Genomic DNA, 20606 nt, shown 5'->3' on the forward strand with positions numbered 1-20606 from the left:
GCCGCGTCGTACGAGGGGTCCAGGCCGAGGGACGCGTGAATCGCCGCGTCCAGGAAGCTCGGGTGGAGCGCGTAGTCCGCCATCGATCCGCGCAGTTCCGCGGGCAGCCGCAACTCGGCGAGCACCTCGCGGCGTCCGTCGGACTCACCCCGGTGCAGGATGTGGACGAGACGGTAGCTCGGCCCGTACTCGACGCCCGCGCGAGCGATATGTGCGTAGCACTGCGCGCCGGACAGCGGCGGCAGCCGCAGCCCGGCGCGCAGCCGGTCCAGCTCGACACGCGGCGGGACGGTGACGTCCTCGATCACCGCCCGTCCCTGGACGTGCGGCCGGTCACCGTCGCTCACGAGCTCGAAGCGCAGCGACCCCGTTGCCGTGCCGCTGTCCGCCGCCTCCGTGTGCCCTCGCTCCGGAGCGAGGGTGAACTCCACATCCCGGCCGCCGTCCGCGACGGCCACCGGGCGCACCCAGGTGACGTTCTTGAGAACGGTGCGCCGGCCCGGGCGGACCGCGTCGGGCAGGGCGCGCCGGACCGCGGTGTACGCCATCTCCAGGCTCGCGACCGCGGGCAGCAGCTTTTCGCCGGCGACGACATGGTCGCGCAGCACCTGCTCCTCACCGGTGAAGTGCGAGCGGTAGCGCTGGCCGTCCAGCCGCGACACATTCTCGTGCAGCAGAGGATGGAGGCGCGGACTCGACGGCGCGTCCGGCCGGGGCTTCGCGGGGGCTGCGCCCGCTGCTCCTGCTGCGCGGGGCGCACGTGCGGGCCACGGGTGGGCCACGGGCCCGAAGGCGTATCCGGGCAGGCTCAGGCGTCGGCCCGGCCGCTGCCGGGGCAGGAGGCTCCAGTCGATGTCGGCGCCCCCGGCCCATGCCTCGGCGACCTTCTTGAGCTTGCCTCCGGCCAGCCGGCGCGCGAGCTTCGCGTCCCGTCGCTTCGCCGTCTCCGCGCCACTCCCCAGTCGGCCGGTGAAGCGCGCGCGCGGGTCCTCGCCCGTGGCGTCCTTGACGAACAGATCGAGCTGGGCCACCAGTTGACGAAGGTCGCGTACGACGAACGCCACCCGGCAGGCCATCGGTACCCGGCCCACCTGAAGCGTGTGGGCGAGGTCGTCGAGGCGCAGCGAGCCGGCCCGGGGGCCGGTCAGGTGACGCAGCAACTCTGCGGCGCCGCGCTCCAGGTCGGCCGGGGTCCGGGCCGACAGCGGCACCAACTGCGATGCGGCGCCGTCGCTGTCGGGGCCGCTGTCACGGACGTACTCCTCGAAGACGGCGTGCGCGTTGGACCCCCCGAGCCCGATGGAACTCTGTGCGGCGCGGCGGGGGGCCTCTCCGGCAGGCCAGTCGCACAGCCGGTCGACGACCCTGAACGGCGAGGTGTCGAGGCGCAGTTGCGGGTTCGGACGGGTGTAGTGGAGCGTCGGCGGGAGCTGCCCGTGGTAGAGGCTGAGCAATACCTTGACGCTGCCCGCGAGCCCGGCCGCCGTGTCGAGGTGGCCCAGGTTCGACTTCACCGAGCCGATGCCGCAGAAGCCGGTCTCGTCCGTGTGGTCGCGGTACGCCTCGGTCAGCGCCGCCAGCTCCACGGGGTCACCCAGCTTCGTGCCGGTGCCGTGCGCCTCGACGTAACCGATGGAGCGGGGGTCGATGCCGGTTCGTTCCAGAACAGTCCGAATCAGACGGCTCTGCCCATTGACGCTGGGGCTGTAGAAACCGGTGGCGTCGCCTCCGTCATTGTTGGTCGCGATGTCGCGCAGCAGACCGTAGATGTGGTCACCGTCGGCGACGGCGTCGGCCGCGCGCCGGATCAGCAGGGCCACGACCCCTTCGCCGCCGACCATGCCGTCGGCGTCGGCGTCGAACGCCTTGACCCGGCCGTCACCGGAGAGGTTGAGACCCGGCTGGTGGATGTAGCCGAGGCTGTCGGCACTGCTCGCCGAGGCGGCGGCGACCAGGGCGAAGTCCGTCTCACCGGCCCGCACCGCGCGGGCCGCCAGCGAAAGCGCGGTCAACGAGGAGGAACAGTTCGAGTGCACGGACATACTCGGCCCGCCGAAGCCGAGCTGGTACGAGATCATCGAGGCGACGGTGCCGCTCTGGCTCATGACCCATGACAGGTACTGCCGGGGGTCCTCCAGCACGGCGGCGGGCTTCTCCGCGGTGTCGTCCGGCGTGCCGTAGAAGTGGTTGCCGGTGGAGACGTAGACGCCGGTGTCCGGGATGTCCCGGTGGTTGCGGCCCGCGTCCTCGACCGCCTTCCAGGCGTGTAGCAGCAGTTGGCGGAACTGCGGGTCCATCAGCTCCACATGGTTCGGCGAGAGCCGGAAGAACTCGCCGTCGAAGTTCTCCTTGTCGTCGAGGGAGGAGCGCAGGGGCACATAGGCCGGATCGCGCAGCACGCGCTCGGGCACATTCGCCTCGCGCAGCTCCTCCTCGGACCAGCGGCGCACGGCCTCGTCGCCGCGCTTGAGGTTCTCCCAGAACTCCCAGTGATCGCGGGCGTCGGGGAAACGGCAGGAGATGCCGACGATCGCCACCGCGTCGTCGGGCACCGTCGCGGGCCGGAGCCCGGCCGCGGCCGCGGTGTCGGTGCCGGTGTCGGTGTCGGGCACGGGAGCGGCGGACGCAGCGGCGACGGACCCGGGCACGGCGGACACAGCAGCGGCGGGACCGGCCTGGGATCGCACGTACGCGGCGATGCCGCGCACGGTGGCGTACTTGAACAGATCGGCGGCCACGAACGGCGCGCCCAGCCGCCGGCTGATCCGGTCGGCGAGCACCACGGCAGACAGTGAGTTGCCGCCGACCTCGAAGAAGGAGGCGGTCGGGGCGATGTCCCGTACCTTCAAGACCTCCTGCCAGCAGGCGAGGACCTCCTCCTCGGCGTCGGCCCCGGGCTCTGCGGCCGCCGACGGGGCCGCCGTCGTGACGGTGGCCGCCGGGACCTCGCGCCGCATCAGGTCGTTTCGGTCCACCTTGCCGCTTCCGGTCAGCGGGACCGCGTCGATCGCGGTGAAGAAGTCGGGAACCATGTACACCGGGAGCAGAGCGCGCAGATGGTCCTTGAACACCCTGGCGGGGTCGCCGCCCGCGGCCCGCGCACGGCGCGGCACGTAGTACGCGACGAGCTGCTTGGCACCGTCCTCGCCCCGGGCCACGACGACACACTCGGCCACGTCCTGATGCCTGCTCAAGTGATACTCGACATCGCCCAGTTCAATGCGATACCCACGGATCTTCACCTGGAAGTCCATCCGGCCGAGGTAGTCGATCTCACCCTCCGCGGTCCAACGGGCCAGGTCCCCGGTGCGGTAGAGCTTGCCGCCGGGCTCGAGTCCGTGGTCGATGAACTTCTCCGCGGTGAGGCCGGGGCTGTTCACATAACCCCGGGCGAGTCCGGCCCCCGCGACGCACAGCTCCCCGCTCCCGCCCGGCGGCACCGGACGCAGCCGCTCGTCGAGGATGTGGATCCGGGTGTTCGCGATCGGCCTGCCGATGGTGGTGGGCTCGTCCGGCCGGACACGTCCACCCGCGGAGTAGACGGTCGTCTCCGTCGGCCCGTACAGGTTCCACGCCTCGCTGCCGGTGTCGTGGAAGAACTCCTTGACCGTCCTGGGGAGTGCCTCGCCGCCGCAGAAGATCCGCAGCCCTTCGCGGTTGCGCCAGCCCGAGTGGAAGAGCATGCTCCAGGTCGCCGGAGTCGCCTGCATGACGGAGGGGCGCACCCGTCCGATGCGTTCTTTGAGACGCTCGACGTCCTTGATCGTCGGGCTGTCGCAGACATAGCAGCGCGCCCCGCTGACCAGCGGGAGGAAGAGCTCGACCTGTGCCATGTCGAAGCTGATGGTCGTGACGGCGAACAGGGTGTCCGCCGCGCTCATGCCGGGCTCTCGCCGCATCGAGTGCAGCAGATTGCTGAAGCCGCGGTGCGGGATCATCACGCCCTTGGGACGCCCGGTGCTCCCGGAGGTGTAGATGACGTACGCGAGGTCGTCCCCGGTCACCGGGACGGTAACCGGAAGGCCGACGAGGGCGGCCGCCGCGAGCTCCGGCCGCTGTTCGTCGAGCACGAAGAGCGAGGCCGGCGCCGGTTCGTCGGCGTCGCGCGGGCGGCCGTCGAGCAGATCCTGCGCGCGGTCCCGGTGTCGTGCCTGGGTCACGATGAGCGTCGTACTGCTGTCCGCCACGATGTCGGTCAGCCGGGCGACGGGCAGCTCCGGGTCGAGGGGCACATAGGCGGCGCCCGCCTTGAGGATCCCGAGCAACGCGACGACCGTCTCGGCCGACCGGTCCAGCAGGACGGCGACCAGGTCGTTCGACCCCACACCTCGCGCTATGAGGCAGGCCGCGAGGGCGTCGCTGCGACTGCTGAGCGCCTCGTACGTCAGCACCTCGTCCTGGCTCGCCACCGCGACCGCGCCGGGGGTCCGGCGCGCCGCCACCTCGAACAGGTCGTGCACGCACAGCTCGGCGCCGGTGTCCGCGAAGCGTCCGGCCAGCTCGGCGAGGGGCGTGTCCGGCTCGTCGCACACCGCCGTCAGGAGGCGCTCGAATCGCTCCGCGAGCTCCGCGACGAAAGCGCGGCTGTACAGCTCGGGCTGGTATTTCCAGTACAGGGTGAAGGCATCGCCGCTGCCCCAGACCTCCAGCAAGAGCTCGTACTCCCCCTCTTGGTGCAGCTCCTCGACGAGTTGGTACGGCAGGCCGGGTCCGGCGATGCCGTCGAGCACGTCCTGGTAGACGAACGCCGTCTGGAAGACCGGGGACCGTCCGGGCGGCGTGTCGGTCGGCAGCTCCCCGATCAGGGCGGGGAACGGGCAGCTGTGCAGCATGTCGTCGGCGACGTCCCCCTGCACGGTCGAGACGAGCTGCCCGAACGAGGTCCCGGCCGGGAGCGCGACACGGACCGGCACCATGTTGATCATCAGACCCATGGCTCCGGCGAGCGCCTCGCCGCCCCGCTCGTTCACCGGCATCCCCACGACCAGGTCGCGCTGGTCGGAGCAGGAGGCCAGGGTCGCCGTGTAGGCGCTGAGCATGGCCGTCGAGACGAAGACACGCCGGGCGGCGGACAGTTCCCTGATCCGCTCAACGAGTCCGGCGGGCATCTCGCAGGCGTATGTGTCCCCGGCGAAGCGGTCCGTCAGCGACGTATGGGGCCGGTCGGTCGGCAGGTCCAGGACGGGCAGCGGCCCGGAAAGCCGGTCCCGCCAGTACGGCAACAGGTCGTCGACGCGCGCGGCCAGCGTCCGGCGCTCCTCACTCACGAAGTCGTGGAAGCCGGCGCCCGTCTCGCCACGGGGGGCGTGCTCGATTCCGGCGGCCAGGGCCTCGTACGCCTCGAACAGCGCGCTCATCAGCAGCTTCGCCGAGCTGCCGTCGAAGATGACGTGGTGGACGGTGATGAGGACGATCGACTCCCCCGCCGGGCGGTCGAAGACCCGGACCCGGAACAGGCCCTGCCCGCTGTCCACGGAGGTGCCGTCCATGGTGAACGCCCGCTTGCTCTCGCGCCGGACCACCGCCAGCGCCTCGTCCTCGTCGGCGACCCCGGTCAGGTCCACCCGGGCGAAGTCGGGGTCACGGCCGGGATCGACCGACTGGTAGGGCGTGTCCCCCTCCCGGTGGATGACCGTGCCGAGCACCGGATGGCGCGCCACCAGCGCGCGGCACGCCTCCCGGAACACCGGTACGTCCAGGCTGACAACACGGAAGCACAAGGGCACGTTGTACGCGGCCATGTCCGGGTACGCCCGCTGCAGAGCCCACAGGCCTCGCTGCCCCTCGGAGAGGCGGTAGGTGCGCGGTCCGGCGCCGGACCGCTCCCGTTGCGGGTCCGGCTGCTGCCGCATCTCCCGCAGCAGGTCCCCGATCTCACTGCGGCTGACCCTGCCCGCCCGGTAGTCCGCGATGAGGTCGTTGAGCTCGTGCTTCACTTCTCGTGTCTTTCTGTGTCGAGCAGCGCTATGGCGTCGTCCAGGTGCAGGGTGCCGGTCCGAAGGCGCTCAAGCACCGCCAGGACCTCCGGATGCGGGCCCTCGGCCCGCTGGGGCCGGGGTTGTTCCTCGGTTCTCGTGGCCACCAGGCGGGCCAGTTCGGCGGGGCGCCGGACGGCCAGACAGGCGGCCAGCTCGGCGATGGTGCCGTACTCGAACAGGATGCTGGGGACAAACCCGGGATCGACCGTCGCGACCAGGTCCCTGGTGAGGCCGACGGCCCCCAGCGACGTCAGGCCCAGGTCGATCAGCCCGGCGTGCAGACCGATCTCCCCGGCGGGCCGCCCCAGACGTTCGGCGACCAGCTGACGCAGGAAGCCGCGCGCCTTCTCCTCGGGCGAGAGCGCGGGGTGCGCTGTGTCCGGCCGTGCCTGCGCGGTCTCGCCGTCCGGTACGAGTGCCCAGCGGACGGAGCCGCCGCTCGCAGGGGCGCCGTTCACCGGTGCTCCGTTCGCAGGCGCGCTGATCGCGGGCGGGGTCATCTCGCCCGCGCCGTTCATGACATGCCGCTCCCGCGCGGGCGCCGCGCCGCCGTGGGGCGACGCCGCGACCCAGTGGCGCTGCCTGGCGAAGGGGTAGGTGGGCAGATGCAGGCGCCTCGGCGCCGCCTCCCCGTGCAGGACGCGCCAGTCCAGGGCGTAGCCACCGAGCCACAGCTCGGCGATCTTGCCCCACTTGCCCTGCGCCAACCACCGGCCGACCAGCTCCGCACGCAGGTCGTCCTCGTCCAGCAGCCTTGATTCCAGCGGCTGTTCGGTGACCCGCCCCCGCCACACGTTGTCGGCATCGGAAGCGGTGCCGCGAGCCAGGGCGTCGAGGGCAAGCTTCACGTCGTCGAGGCCGTACCCGAGGATCACCGCGCGCTCCGCCAGAGCCACCCGTCCGGTCTGGAGAGTGTGAGCCAGCTCCGAGGGGTCCGCCCCCACCCCTTCCTTCGTCTCCAGGAAGCGCAGCAGCTTCGCGGCGTAGGCACGCAGGTGTTCGCTGTTCGTCGCGGACAGCGGTATCAGCACGGGAGGCGGTGCGCCGTCACGCATACCATTGCCCGTCACGCCGGGCGCCGACGGCGCTTCTTCGAGGACGACATGGGCGTTGACCCCGGTGGCGCCGAAGGCGCTCACCCCTGCCCGGCGCGGTGCGGCCCCGTCCACCGTCCATTCCTCCAGTTCCGTCTGCAGGCGGAACGGCGAGTCGTCGAGGTCCAGATACGGGTTGGTCCGCTCCCCCGCCACCAGCGGAGTCAGCGTTTTGTGGTGGAGCTGGAGAACCGCCTTGGTCAGCCCGCTGATCCCCGCGGCCGCCTCGGCGTGCCCGATGGCGGACTTGACCGAACCCAGCGCACAGAAGCCCTTGGCGTCCGTACGCCTCTCGAAGGCCCGCCGCAGTCCCTGGACCTCGATCAGATCACCGATCTCGGTGCCTGTGGCATGGGCTTCGAGATAGCCGAGCGAACGGGGATCGACCCCGGCCCGGTCCAGGCAGTCCTCGATGAGGTCGGCCTGGGCCGCGACCGACGGCACCCGGATGCCGGGGGTCCGGCCGGAGTGGTTGACCGCGCTGCCCTTGATGACCGCGTAGACGGCGTCGCCGTCGGCCAGCGCCCGGCTCAGGGGCTTGAGCAGTACGGCGCCGACGCCCTCGGCGGAGACGTAGCCGTCTCCCCCGGCGCCGAACGATCGGGCGGGGGCGTCACTCGCGAGCAGTTCCAGCGCGCCGTACGTGCGGTACTTGCCCGGGTGCAGCGAGAGGTTCACACCGCCCGCGAGCGCGGCCAGGCACTCGCCGCGCCGCAGACTCTCCACCGCCAGGTGCACGGCGCTCAGCGAGGAGGCGCACACGGTGTCGACGGCCATGGAGGGGCCGCGGAAGTCACAAAAGTGCGAGACGCGGTTGGGAATGGCCGCGGCGTTCAGGGACAGCGGTCCGCCCCCGTCGCCGCCGCTCGCCGCATCGTGCTGCACCAGCACGTAGTCCTTGTGCATGACTCCGGCGAAGACGCCGACCGCCCGGCGCGGGCCGGCCTCACCGGTCCCGGTGAGGCCGGCCGGCGTGTACCCGGCGTCCTCGACGGCCTCCCAGCACACCTCCAGGAACAGCCGCTCCTGGGGGTCGAGGAGGGCCGCTTCGGCGGCGGGGATCCCGAAGAACTCGGCGTCGAAGCAATCGACGTCGTCGATGAACCCGCCCCAGGCGGACATCTTCCGTCCGGACGGCGTGCGCTCACCCCGGAAGGTGTCGCGCGGCCACCGGCTCTCGGGCACTTCGGTGACACAGTCCCGCCCGGACTTGAGGTTCTCCCAGAACTCGGCGACGCTGCCCGCCTTCGGGTACTTGCCACCGATCCCGACGATCGCGATGTCGTCATGGGCCGGTTCGCGCACCGGGGCGGCAGGCCGTTCCACGACGCGCGCGGCCGGCCCGGCCGGTTTCGCCGGTGCGGCCACCGACACGGCCGGCTCCACCGGACGGTGGTGTCGCGCGAGATGGGCGGCAAGCTCGGCCACCGAGGGGTGCTCGAAGAGCAGCGTCGGCGACAGCTTCGCCCCGAGCCTGTCGCCGATCTCCCCCGCGAGCCCCAGCAGCGTGGCGGAGTCCAGCCCGAGTCCGTAGTAACTCGCGCCCGCGCCGACCTGGTCCGCCGGAACACCGAGCCGGGCGGCGACGACCGACGTCACGACCGCGGCCATCTCGACGTACCCGGGGCCCACAGGCCCGGACTCGGGCAGGGGCCCGACGGCCGCGGGCTTCGCGGCCGGTGCGTCGGCACGGCGCTCGGGGTCGATGTGCCCGGCGTCGCGCACCAGCTTCGTGGTGAGGTCGGCCAGCTCGCCGATCTTGCGTCCCGCCGGGTCGAAGAACTCCATGGTGAAGGTGAGCAGTTCTCCCCGCAGTTCGACCGAGTCACGTCGTACGCGCGTGTAACAGGCACGGCCCAGGGGCGCGCCTGCCCGGAACGACCCGTAGAAGAGCGGCAGGAACAGGCCCCGTTCACCGTCGGCCGGGGTACCGCCCGTCATCGCCCCGCTCAGGGCTGCGGCGCTCGCGGCCACCGCGCTGCCGTCGATCAGGGCGGGGTGGAACAGCCGCTCCTCCCGGTCGCCGCTCGCCGCGTGCTCGTCGACCGCCACACGCAGCCAGATGTCGTCCGACACGGTGCACGCGGCGCCGACCGCCTTCATCAGCCCCGAGTGGACGAGCTCCTGGGCACGGAAACTGCGATAGACCTCTTCGAGGTCGCGGGTCCGCTCATCGGAGGCGCGCAGCGCGTCGAGCACCTCTGCGGGGACCCTCGCGTCGTAGGCGACGGCGTCGCCCGCCCGGTGCATCTCGGCCGTGATGTAGGGGCCCTGGTCCTCGTCGGAGCCCTGCGCGGAGCGGTCCGGCGCGGCGTCGGTCACCGTGATCCGCCAGCTGTCCGGGGTCTCGGCGCGCGCCTCGATGCGGATCTCCACGACGCCGTCGTCGTCCACAGCCAGCGGCCGGTAGATCGACAGGCCCCGGAGGATGAGTTCGTCGTAGGACGCCCCCGCGGCCGGCTCCGCGAAGCAGCCGTACAGCAGGTCGATCCACGCCAGGCCGGGCAGCAGTCGTCGCCCGTAGACCCGGTGGCCATCCAGGACGGCGTCGCGCCCGGAGATGCGCCGCGTCCACACCAGCGGCTGTGCGGTGCGGGCCCGTTCACCGGTGCGGACATCGCGCCGGCTGAGCTCGGGGGGCTCCACCGGTCCGCGCCTCGGCCGGCCCGGGCGAGGCGCGCGGTGTCCCAGGACGACGTGCCCGTTCGTGCCGCCGTCGGCAAAACTGCTCAGCGCCGCGTACGGCAGGTCCGTCGCGTCGGCGTGCCTGGGGAAGTCGAGGCGGGCGGGGTCGATCGTGTAGTGCTCCATGGGCTCTGTGCCCGACAGGAACGGCACCATCCGCTGGTGGTGCAGCATGAGCACCACCTTGATGAAGGCGGCGATGCCCTCGGCGCACAGTGGATGCCCGATGTTGGGCTTCATCGATCCGAGGCGCAGGGGCGCGCCGCGGTCCTCGCAGTAGACCGCCTCGATGGCCTTGAGTTCGAGCAGGTCGGTCATCTCGGAGCCGGAGCCGTTGACATCCAGGTACCCGATTTGGCTGGGCGCGCAGTCCGCCTGACGCAGCGCTTCACGCATGACCTGTTTCTGGGCGGCCAGGTTGGGGGTGGCGGGTCCGGCCGTCCGGCCGTCGTTGTTGACCGCGACGCCCTCGATCACGGCGTACACGGTGTCGCCGTCGCGCTCGGCGCGAGCCAGTGACTTGAGTACGACCACGCCCGCGCCCTCGCCCAGGACGACACCGCCCGCCCGGCCGTCGAAGATGTGGAACTCCCCGTCCTCCCGCAACAGTCCGCGGCGGCGGAACAGGTCGTGGGGAGATGTGTCGGCCAGCAGGCTGACCCCTCCGACCAGCGCAAGGTCGACCGAACCCGCGGCGAGTGCGTCGGTGGCGACCTTCATCGCCACCAGCGATGAGGAACAGGCCGTGTCCATGACCATGGCCGGGCCGTGCCAGTTGAAGAACTGGGAGACGTTGGAGGCCAGATAGTTCTGCCCGACGGCCATGATCGGATTGCGGGCCTCACTCACGAGGTCGTCGTCGGCCCGGTTCCGGCTGCGCGCGCCGACATACACACCTGTGCGGGTGCCGTCCAGCTCCCCGAGCCGGTAGCCGGCGTGGTGAGTCGCCTTGAGGCTCTCCTCCAGCAGCACCAGGGCCTGGGGATCCATGGCGCGAACGTCCTCGTCGTGCAGCATGAAGTACCCGGCGTCGAAGCCGGACACGTCGTCGATCAGCCCGGCGTGGAAGCCGGTCGGCCGCCCCCAGCGGCTTTCGGGTACCTCACGGATGGCGGAGCGGCCCTGCGCGAGCAGATCCCAGTAGGCGCCGACGTCGGGGGCGCCGGGCAGTCGGCAGGCCATGCCGATGACCGCGACGGCCGAGTCGCGCCCAGTGTCGCTGTCGACGGTCGGCTCGGCCTGTGCTGTAGGTACCGCGTGGCGTACGGGGTGGCTGTCGGACCGGCTCTCCCCGACGTGCGCCGTCCGGTCCTCGCCGAACTGTGCGGCTATCTCGCTCTCGTACGTATTCAGCAGCCATGCCGCGAGTTCGCTGAGGGTCGGGTATTCGAGCAGGGCCGACGGGTCGAGCTCGATCCCCAGGCGCTGCCGTATCTGCTGGAGGACCTGTGCGAGCAGGATGGAGTCGGCGCCGTAGTCCGCGTAGGAGATACTCTCGTCCAACTGGCCGGTCTTCAGACCCAGTTGTCCTTCGAACGTGCTGCTGAGGAAGTCGGCCAGCCGCGCCCGTAGGGACACGCCGCCGGCGGACTCGGGCGGGGCGGCGGCGGGCGCAGAGGTCACCGGAATCGCGGTGGCGGGCGTCGCGATCCGCGGGGCGGGCCCTGCCGGACGGGCGCTCAGCAGCGCACCTGGGTCGAAGTTCCGGGAATCCACCCGAACCGGCATGACGACGGGACCGCGACGCCCGGTGAGAACCTCGTCGAGGAACGCCAGACCCTCCGCGTTCGTGATGCTCAGCAGCCCGCTGTCGGTGTACGCCTGATTCTTGACCTCTCCGAAGCCGGCCTCCTGCCAGCTCGGCCACTGGACACTGGTGATCGGAAGGTAACGGGCGTGCGCCTGCGCGAAGTAGTCCATGAAGGCGTTGCCCATCGCGTAGTCGCTCTGGCCGACGCCAAGGGTGGGGACGACTGCGGAGACCGACGAGAAGAGGACGGCGAAGCGCAGTGCCCGCGCGTCCAGAGCGGCCAGCAGATTCCGTGTGCCGTCGACTTTCGGTGAGAGAACCCGGGCGATGTCGGGGACGGACTTGCGGACGAACGCGGGGTTGCGTGTGTCGACCAGACCGGCGGCGTGGATCACACCCACGACGCGGCCCAGCGTCGCCTCGATCGTGGCGATGCCCGACGCCACCTGGTCGGCGCGGTCCAGCGGCAGCGCGAGGACACGTACCTCGACGCCCTTCGCCTCCAACGCCAGGACGGCGTCGATCTTCTCGCGCACCGATGGCGGGCAGGTGTCGGGATCGCCCCACAGCCGACGGGGCGGGAAGGACTCGCGGCCCGTCAGGACGAGTCGTCGTACGCCGTATTCCTCGACCAGATGCTGCGCGCACAGCAGGCCCAGGCCCCGGGTGCCGCCCGTCACGAGCAGGACCTCGTCGTCGGCGAAGGCCGGCGGGGCGGTCCGCGCCGGGCCCGGTGCGGCCTCGGCCAGCACTGGCGTGCGGCGGACTCCGGCGCGGTAGCAGACCTCCGCCTCGCCGCCGTCGTCGCTGAGCTCCCGGTGGATGAAGGCCGCGAGTTCGGCCACGTCGCGCACGGCGGGGTCCAGGTCCACGTGGCACGAGGTGAGGCCCCGGTACTCGCTCTGGAGCAGCCGGTGGAGCGCGGCGCGCGCGGCGCCGGTCAGGTTCACCCGCTCACCGGCGGAGGCGTCCGGTGTCTCCAGGCCCTGGGTCACATACAGCAGGCGGATGTCCCGCGACGCCTTCGCGGCGAGCGCGCTCTGCAGAAGCTCCAGGGTTCGGCCTGACACCCCGAGGCCGCCCATCACGTCGCTCCCGTCGCTCCCGGCGGCGCCTGCGCCGGTGAGGTCGATCCAGGCCGAGCACTTCCCGATGTGCTGCGCGAGCACGGTCTCGGCGCCGGGGGCCGCTTCCAGGAGCGTCGCGTCGTCGAACAACTCCGACAGAGCCTCGGCGAGCCGCCGGGTGGCCCGGTCGTGCAGGACCGCGACGGTGGTGTGCCGCGTCCGTGCCGCACCGGGCGGCGTTTCCCGCCACTGCTTGGTCAGGTACAGGGCAGCGCGGGAGCCGGTCCCGGCTGCGGTCTCGGCCCCTGGCCGGGGGGCGGGTGCGGTCCGCGTCTTGGTCTCGGGTATCCAGTGCCGTTCACGTGCGAACGGGTAGGTCGGCGCACTGATCATGCGGGGAGCGGGCGTCGTACGGACGTGCAGCCCGCTCCAGTCCGGCGCCGCACCGCGCACCCACAGGTCGAGAAGTCCGGTCAGCTTGCCGCGCTCCACCAGCTTGCCGACGGTCGCCGCGAGCTCCTCGGCGGGAATGAGCGACAGAGCTTCCTTGCCGCGCTTGGCGTTGCCCCGGTGCAGACCATCGACGAAGTCGTCGCCCGCCAGATGACGCTCCAGCTTCTCGGCGAGCTCCGCGAAGGAGTCGGCGATCACGCCCAGCCGCTCGTCCATGGCCTCGCGCCCGGTCTGCAGGGTGTACGCCAGATCCGCCGGGTGGGTCTTCCCCGGGGCGGCGTCCGCCTCGCGTGCGAAGCGCAGCAGTTCACCCGCGTAGGCCAGTAGCCGCTCGTCGTTCTTCGCCGAGAGCGGGAAGAGCAGCGGCGTCCGTGCCGCCCCGGCGGGTGCGGGGCGCCGGTCCTCATGCTCGGCCACCACCAGGTGGGCGTTCGAGCCGCCCGCGCCGAACGACGAGATGCCGGCAATCCGGGGCTGGGTGCGCCCGTCGACGACGGGCCGTTCCCAGTCGCGCAGTTCCTGGTTGACGACGAACGGCGTACCGGCGAAGTCGATGCTGGGGTTGAGCGTCGCGGAATGCAGCGACGGGGCGATCTGACCGTGCTTGAACTGGAGCAGGACCTTGGTGAGCCCCGCGATCCCGGCCGCGCTCTCACAGTGCCCAATGTTGGACTTCGCCGAACCGAGATGGCAGTACTGGCTGTCGCCCCCGCCTCCCTCGCCGGCTCCGGCCCTGAATGCCTGGCTCAGCCCGGTGATCTCGATGGGGTCGCCGAGCTTGGTTCCCGTGCCGTGCGCCTCGACGTAGCTGATGGCCCTGGGGTCGACCCCGGCCTCGCTCAGCGCTCCGCGGACCGCGGCCTGCTGGGCCCGCGGATTGGGCACCGTATAGCCGTTGGTGCGCCCGCCGTGCGACATTCCGCTGCCCTTGATGACACCGTAGATGTGGTCGCCGTCACGCTCCGCGTCGTGCAGCGGCTTCAGCAGGACGACTCCGACGCCCTCGCCGGGGATGTAGCCGTCCCCGCCGATGCCGAAACTCTCGCAGTGCCCCTTGCTGGAGATGAACTGCCCTGTGCTGAGGGCCAGGTACTTGTTCGGATGGACGGTCACATTCACACCGCCCGCGAACGCGAGTCGGGTGCGGCCCTGGCGAAGGTCCCGGCAGGCCAGCTCCACCGCGGTGAGCGAGCTGGAGCACATGGTGTCCACGGTCATGCTGGGCCCGTGCAGGTTCATCACGAACGAGACGCGGTTCGCGACGCTCGCGTAGCTGCTGCCGATCGCGCTCGGGTTGCCACCGTTGGCGTCACCGCCGGGGAACAACAGCTGGTACTGCCCCCACATCACTCCGGCGTACACCCCGACGAGGCCGTCGCCGGACGCGTCGTCCGTGCGCCGCAGCCGCTCCCGGGTGTAGCCCGCGTCCTCCATCGCCGTCCAGGCGTGCTCCAGGAACAGCCGCTCCTGCGGGTCGAGATAGTCCGCCTCGTGCGGCGATATGTTGAAGAACAACGGGTCGAAACGGTCGACCTCGGCGATAAAGCCGCCCCACTTGCTGTAGTGGCGGCCGGGCCGGGTGCGGTCCTCGGAGTAGTACGCCCGCCAGTCCCAGCGGTCCTCGGGAACCTCGACGACGCAGTCACGTCCGTCGCTCAGGTTCTGCCAGTACTCCCGCAGGTCGCGCGACTCGGGGTAGCGACCGGACAGACCGATGATCGCGATGTCCAGGGCGGACGACGCCGGCGTCGTGGCGGGGCGGGCGGGGCCGCCACCGGTCCCGGCGCCCGGCACAGCGGGTGTTGCCGCGACGGGTGGCGCGGCCACCGAAGCGGTCGCGTCGGCTGCCGGGGCGGCTGTCCGGGACTGCGCGAACAGCGCCTCCAGGGCGCCCCGGTGACCGGCGACGAAGTACGTACCCAGCTCGGCGAGCGTGTGGTACTCAAACAGAAGTGTCTTGGAGAGCGAGCCGAACGTCGTCTCCAGGCCGGCGGTCAGCTCTGTCGCCAGGATCGAGTCCATGCCGTAGGAACCGAGCGGCTCCTCGTCGTCGATCCCGGACACCGGTAGGTGGGTGAGTCGGGAGAACTCCTCCTTGAGGAAGCGCACTGTCCGCGCTACGAACGCACGGCCGTCGCTCGCCGAGGGCACGACGGAGTGGGGCGCGGCCTCGTCCGCTCCGCCCTGGTTCTCGCCCGGGTGCAGGAGCGCCCGCAGCCGCGTCTCCTCCCCCGCCCCGACGATCACGTGAGGCTCCCCGCTGTCGAGTGCGCGGTGGAAAGCGACGACACCGGCCTCGGTCGTCATGGGGAGAAGGCCGCTGCGCACCCGCAGCGCCCGGCGGGTGGCCGGGTCGGCCCCCATGCCTCCGTTCTGCCACAGCGGCCAGCCGATGGCGACCGTGCGGCCGCTGCGCGCGCCCGCGTCGACGAGTGCGCCGCGGTGGTGCGCGAACTCGTCGAGGAACGCGTTGGCCACCGCGTAGTCGCCCTGGCCCACGTTGCCGGTCGCGCCCATGATGGACGAGAACAGCACGAAGAAGTCCAGTTCCGTGTCCTTGGTCGCCTCGTCCAGATTGCGGCACCCGTCGAGCTTCGGCGCCAGCACCCGGCGGAACTCCGCCACCGGTTTCTTCGCCAGGAAGTTGTCGTGGACGACGCCTGCGGCGTGGATGACGCCGTTCAGCGCGCCGTGGTGTCGCTGCAGCTCGGCGACGAGTCTCCCGGTGGCGTGCTCGTCGGAGGCGTCCAGGACGTGGTACTCGGCCTTCGCACCGGCGGCGCGCAGCGCGGCGAGCGCCGCCTTCTTCGCCGGGTCCAGCGAGGACCGGCCGGTCAGGCAGACCACGGCGTGCTTCGCCCGGCGGGCGATCTCCTGCGCGAAGATCAGGCCGAGGCCGCCGGCGCCGCCGGTGATGAGGTACACACCGTTGTCCCGCCACCGCACCGAACGCCCCTCGGGCGCCCCCACCGGCTCACCGGCGTGCAACTCTGCCCCGGCTTCCGCATCGGCATCGGCATCGGCGAACGGCTCCCAGCCGAGGACCCTGCGCACACCGCCGGCGTGGCTGATCCGCCGGTCCTGCGGCCAGCGGCCGTCCTCATCCAGCTTCTTCGCCACATAGGAAACCGACGAGCCGGCGGGTACCGCGACGATCTGTCCGACGAGGACAGGGTTCTCCAGTTGGGCGGTCCTCAGCAGACCGGACAGCGCTTGGTACATCGCCGACTCGCCGCCCGAGGGGGTCAGCACCTGAAGGAGCACGGAGCCGGTCGGCCTGCCGAGCAGAAGGCCCTTGACCGCGCGGAGCAACTCGACCGCGTGCTCGGCGACAGCCGCCGACACGGACGCGGCGGACCCGCCCTCCTCGGGCGGCTCCAGGAAGGTCATGTGCGGCGCCAGGGCGCGCAGTTCGGCCAGTCGGTCGTCGAAGCCGCAGGCGAGGACCAGCCGCGCTGTGTGGACGGGGTCCCCGCCCGGAGCCACCGCTCGGTCCTGGACGGGCTGTCCGCGCCACACGGGCCGGAAGAGCGTCACCACTCCTGTGGCGGCCACCTCGGCCGGCTCCGTGGTCTTCCGCACGGAGTAGCCCCGCAGTATCGCGAAGATCTCTCCCTGTTCGTCGCACAGGTCGAGGTCCCATCGCCGAACCTGGCCGGAGGAGCCGCCCGGCACCTCGCGTATCCATGCGTACGCACGTACCGGCGTGGGTGCGACGACTTCCAGGCGGTCGAGAGCGAAGGGCAGAGGCGCACTCCAGGCGCCGCCGGCCGCGTGGGCCTCCGGCGCGAACGCCGCCTGGAGCGCGCCGTCGAGCACGCTGGGGTGCAGTACGTAGTCGCCCCGGGTGCCCGCCACACTGTCCGGCAGGGCGAGAGAGGCCAGCAACTCGCGATCACCCAGGCGTATCTCCCGCAGGGCTCGGTGGGACTCGCCGTACTCCAGCCCGGCGGCGCGCAGTGCTTCGTAATACTCCTGGACGTCGAGCACCACGCCGTTCATCCGGGACTTCAGCGCCTCGATTTCAAGGAGCGGCAGCGCGACAGCGGGGCGGCGCGAGCCCACGCCGCGCGAGTGCACCACGTGCGACGTCTCCGAGAGCGGACCGGTGCGTATCTCGTACGACACACGCCCGTCCGCGCTCTCAGCGCGGTCCGCGCCGCCCGTCAGGGCCGTGTGCACCGTACGGTCCGCGTCCCCGACGACGAGAGGCCGCGACCACACGACGTTCTCCAGGCACAGCACCGTGCCCCCGTCGCCCGGCGTCGGCAGCGTACGGTCCATGGCCTCACGTGCCATCTCCAGATAGGCCACGGCGGGCAGTACCCGTTCGCCGCCCACCCGGTGGTCGCGCAGGAAGAAGTCGCGCGCTGTGAAGGTGGAGCCGAAGGTGACGCCGTCGGTACCGTGCGCGGCGGACTCTCGCTGGAGCAGCGGATGGCGACGGTCACCCTTCGGCGCGTCCACCGCGGCCTCGGCGTCGAGCCAGTAGTGACTCCTGGCGAAGGCATGGGTGGGCAGCGGAACGCGCCGCGGCGGTGCGGCGCCCTCGTAGAGCCGCCCCCAGTCCACTGTCGCTCCCTGCACCCAGGCGGCCAACAGTTCCGCGGAGTCGCCGGCGGGTCCGACCGCCGGAACCGGCCCACTGTTCCCCTTCGCGCGACCGCGCAGAACGGCGGGCGACGAACCGCCGGACGGCGCGTCAGCCGCTGCGACGTCGGATACGACGGCCTCCAGCAGGGATTCGAGCGATGCGACGCTGGTGGGCAGCAGACCGAGACGCTCGCTGAGTGCCTCCCGGCCGACCTGGGTCGTGTACGCCAGATCCACCAGATCGGCATCGGCCGGCCGCTCCAGCCGCAAGTGGTTGAGGAGCCTCTCCGCCTGCCGTACAAGCTGCGGTTCGCTCTCAGCCGACAGCACGACCATCGGCCGGGGCGCTTGGGCCGCACCCGGCTCACCCTCCTCGGCGGCCGTCGCCCGGGGGGCGGCGACGGGGGGCTCGGCGACGATCACATGAGCGTTGCTGCCACCCGAGCCGAAGCTGCTGACCCCGGCGAGACGAGTGGGCCGACCGCCCAGGTCCCAGTCACTGAGCCGCTCCGCGATGGTGAACGGCGTGCCGTCCAGGGTGATCTGCGGGTTGCGCCGTGTGTAGTGAGCCAAGGCAGGCAGCTTTCCGTGCCGCATGGACAGCACGGTCTTCATCAGTCCCGCGATGCCCGCGGCTGCTTCCAGGTGCCCCAGGTTCGTCTTCACCGATCCGATCGCGCAGGGAGCGTCACTGCCGGCGAAGGCCCGGGCGAGCCCCTGGACCTCGATCGGGTCGCCGAGCGACGTGCCGGTGCCGTGCGCTTCGATGTAGCTGATGTCGGACGCGGCCACGCCCGCGTCCGCCAGCGCCGCCTCGACCAGGCTCGCCTGCATGGCTGCGCTGGGGACGGTCAGGCCGCCCGCCTGACCGCCATGATTGGTGGCGCTGCCCTTGATGACGGCGTGCACGTGGTCGCCTTCTGCGAGCGCCGCGGCAAGCGGCTTCAGCAGCAGGACGACACCGCCTTCGGAGCGCACATAGCCGTTGGCCGACTCGTCGAAGGTCTTGCACAGCCCGTCGGGCGACAGCATGCCCGCCTGGCGATACGCAAGGGTGCCGGCCGGGTGGCAGAGCACGTTGACGCCACCCACCAGGGCGGTCTCGCACTCTCCGGCGCGCAGCGCGCGTACCGCCGTGTGCACGGCCACCAGCGAGCTGGAACACGCGGTGTCGAGTTGGACGCTCGGGCCGCGCAGATCATAGAAGTACGACACTCGATTGGCGATGATCGCCATGGAGGTCGCCAGTCCGCTGTTGGCCCGCACAGGGAGGCGGGCCGTGTCCATGACCCGCTGGTAGTCCGAGCCGCTGGCACCGACGAACACGCCCATGGGCGCTCCCGCGACCGCGCTCGCCGGGTACCCGGCGTCCTCCAGGCATGCCCAGGCCAGCTCCAGCATCCAGCGCTGCTGCGGGTCCATGCGCTGCGCCTCGTACGGAGTGATGCGGAACAGGCCGGCCTCGAAGCACCCGGCATCGGCGACGAATCCACCGCGGTCGATGCCGGGGTGGGTTTCCGGGCCGAAACCGTCGGGCCACCGCCAGCGGCCTTCGGGCAGTGTGCCGACCGCGCAGCCGCCCTCTTCCAGGAGCCGCCACAGGGCGGTGCGGTCCTCGATGCCATCGGGCAGCCGGCAGGCCATGCCGATGATCGCGATGTCACGCGGATCGTTCCGTCCCTCGGCCACGGCACCCGCAGGCGCGCCAGGGTCGGTCGCGGTTCCGGGTGCGGCGATCGGGTCGGTTCCGGTCGGTGGGGTGTGCGGCGAGGGGATCGGCTCCGCGGCTCTGACGCCGTCCAGGTAGGAAATGATTCGCGCACCGGTATTGCGCTCGAAGAAGAAGAGCGATTCCAGTTGGATTCCGTATCTGGTCTGGACCTTGTCCTGGAGATCCAGAAGGCTCGCGGAGTCGAATCCGAGCTCGAACAGCGGGCTCTCCAAAGGCCGGTCAATGCCCTCGCGTTCGCCCCCACCGCCGAGAATCTCATCGATGAAACACAGCATGTCGCTGGTCAATTGATCCACTGCGGGAATAGTGACGGGCACATCCGCGGCGTCCGCCGCGAGGCGCCGCACTCGCTCCTGCCGACGCGGGAGATCGTACGCGACGAGAACGCCGTGTCCGTCATTGACGACATCGCCGGGCCGATATCCCGGAACGAGGTGGCGGATTTCGGCGCCGTGCAACTGATGCATGCGCAATACGGTGTCGAGGCACCGCCCTTGCGCGTTCGTTTCACGAATGTACTGCTGGAGCTCGAATTCCGGGTGCCGCTCGAAGTCCCGGCACCGGGTCACTCCCACGGCTGTTGCGGCGACCCCGTTCCCATGACACCACGTCAGCAGATGTTCCAGCAGCATGTCGCCGAACCCGAAGCTCTGCTTGCCGGGCTCGATGTTCAAGGACAGCACATGGGCGATCGCGCCGTCGGGCCGGTGCAGCCGATCCGCCGTGTCGAAGCGTACGGAGAGAAGGTCGTCCGCACTCCGGATCCGCTGGGAGTAGACAACGCCCCCGATACCGTCCTCGGATTCAACGACGAACTGACCGACGGGATGGGCGAAAATACGCTGTCTGATGACCTGTTCGGATACTCGGAGGTCCTCGGACCAGCAGAGCTTTTCCAGCTCCAGAAGCCGAGGAATATCAGAGAGACGGGCGTTACGAATGGCGCCATTGCGCTGCTGAAGCATGAGTGTGCGACCCGCCCCCCGCGCCCGCCACTGCACAGTGGCCGAACGACGTCTTTCTCGTCCCTAAAAACTTCCCCGTGCCACCGCGCGAGACGTCACTCGAACCTCCGGTACCGGTCGGCTGACTCTACCCCGATCCCCAATTCGGTCGGGGTAGCGAAAGTGAGCGCCGGCGGGGCCGGGCTGGAGTTGAGGGAAAGTCTGCAGGAGACGCAGAGACGTTCAAACGTATTCCGGATACGAACAAGTGAATCATAACAGACGGCCGGGATCGGGACGTTGGGCGGTA

2 protein-coding genes (1 of these 2 only partly in view) are annotated in these 20606 nt (G+C 71.0%); both read right to left on the reverse strand.

The window, feature by feature from the left end:
• Positions 1-5936, reverse strand: the 5' end (the start) of a protein-coding gene (locus QMK30_RS01240; protein ID WP_283515199.1) for a non-ribosomal peptide synthetase. 16573 nt of this gene lie to the left of the window's left edge; the window shows 5936 of its 22509 coding nt (coding positions 1-5936); its start codon is at positions 5934-5936; its stop codon lies beyond the left edge, outside the window.
• On the reverse strand, positions 5933-20317 hold the full coding sequence (locus QMK30_RS01245) for an SDR family NAD(P)-dependent oxidoreductase (protein ID WP_283515200.1): 14385 nt from the start codon (positions 20315-20317) through the stop codon (positions 5933-5935). The genes QMK30_RS01240 and QMK30_RS01245 overlap by 4 nt, the downstream gene beginning before the upstream one ends.
• Between the last annotated feature and the right edge of the window lie 289 nt (positions 20318-20606).

The organism is Streptomyces sp. H27-C3 (genome assembly GCF_030063415.1).
In the GTDB taxonomy this organism is placed as follows: Bacteria; Actinomycetota; Actinomycetes; order Streptomycetales; family Streptomycetaceae; genus Streptomyces.

Coding starts and splice junctions, on each gene's coding strand:
- QMK30_RS01245 (WP_283515200.1), bottom strand. CDS start 20,317: ATGCTTCAGCAGCGCAATGGCGCCATTCGTAACGCCCGTCTCTCTGAT.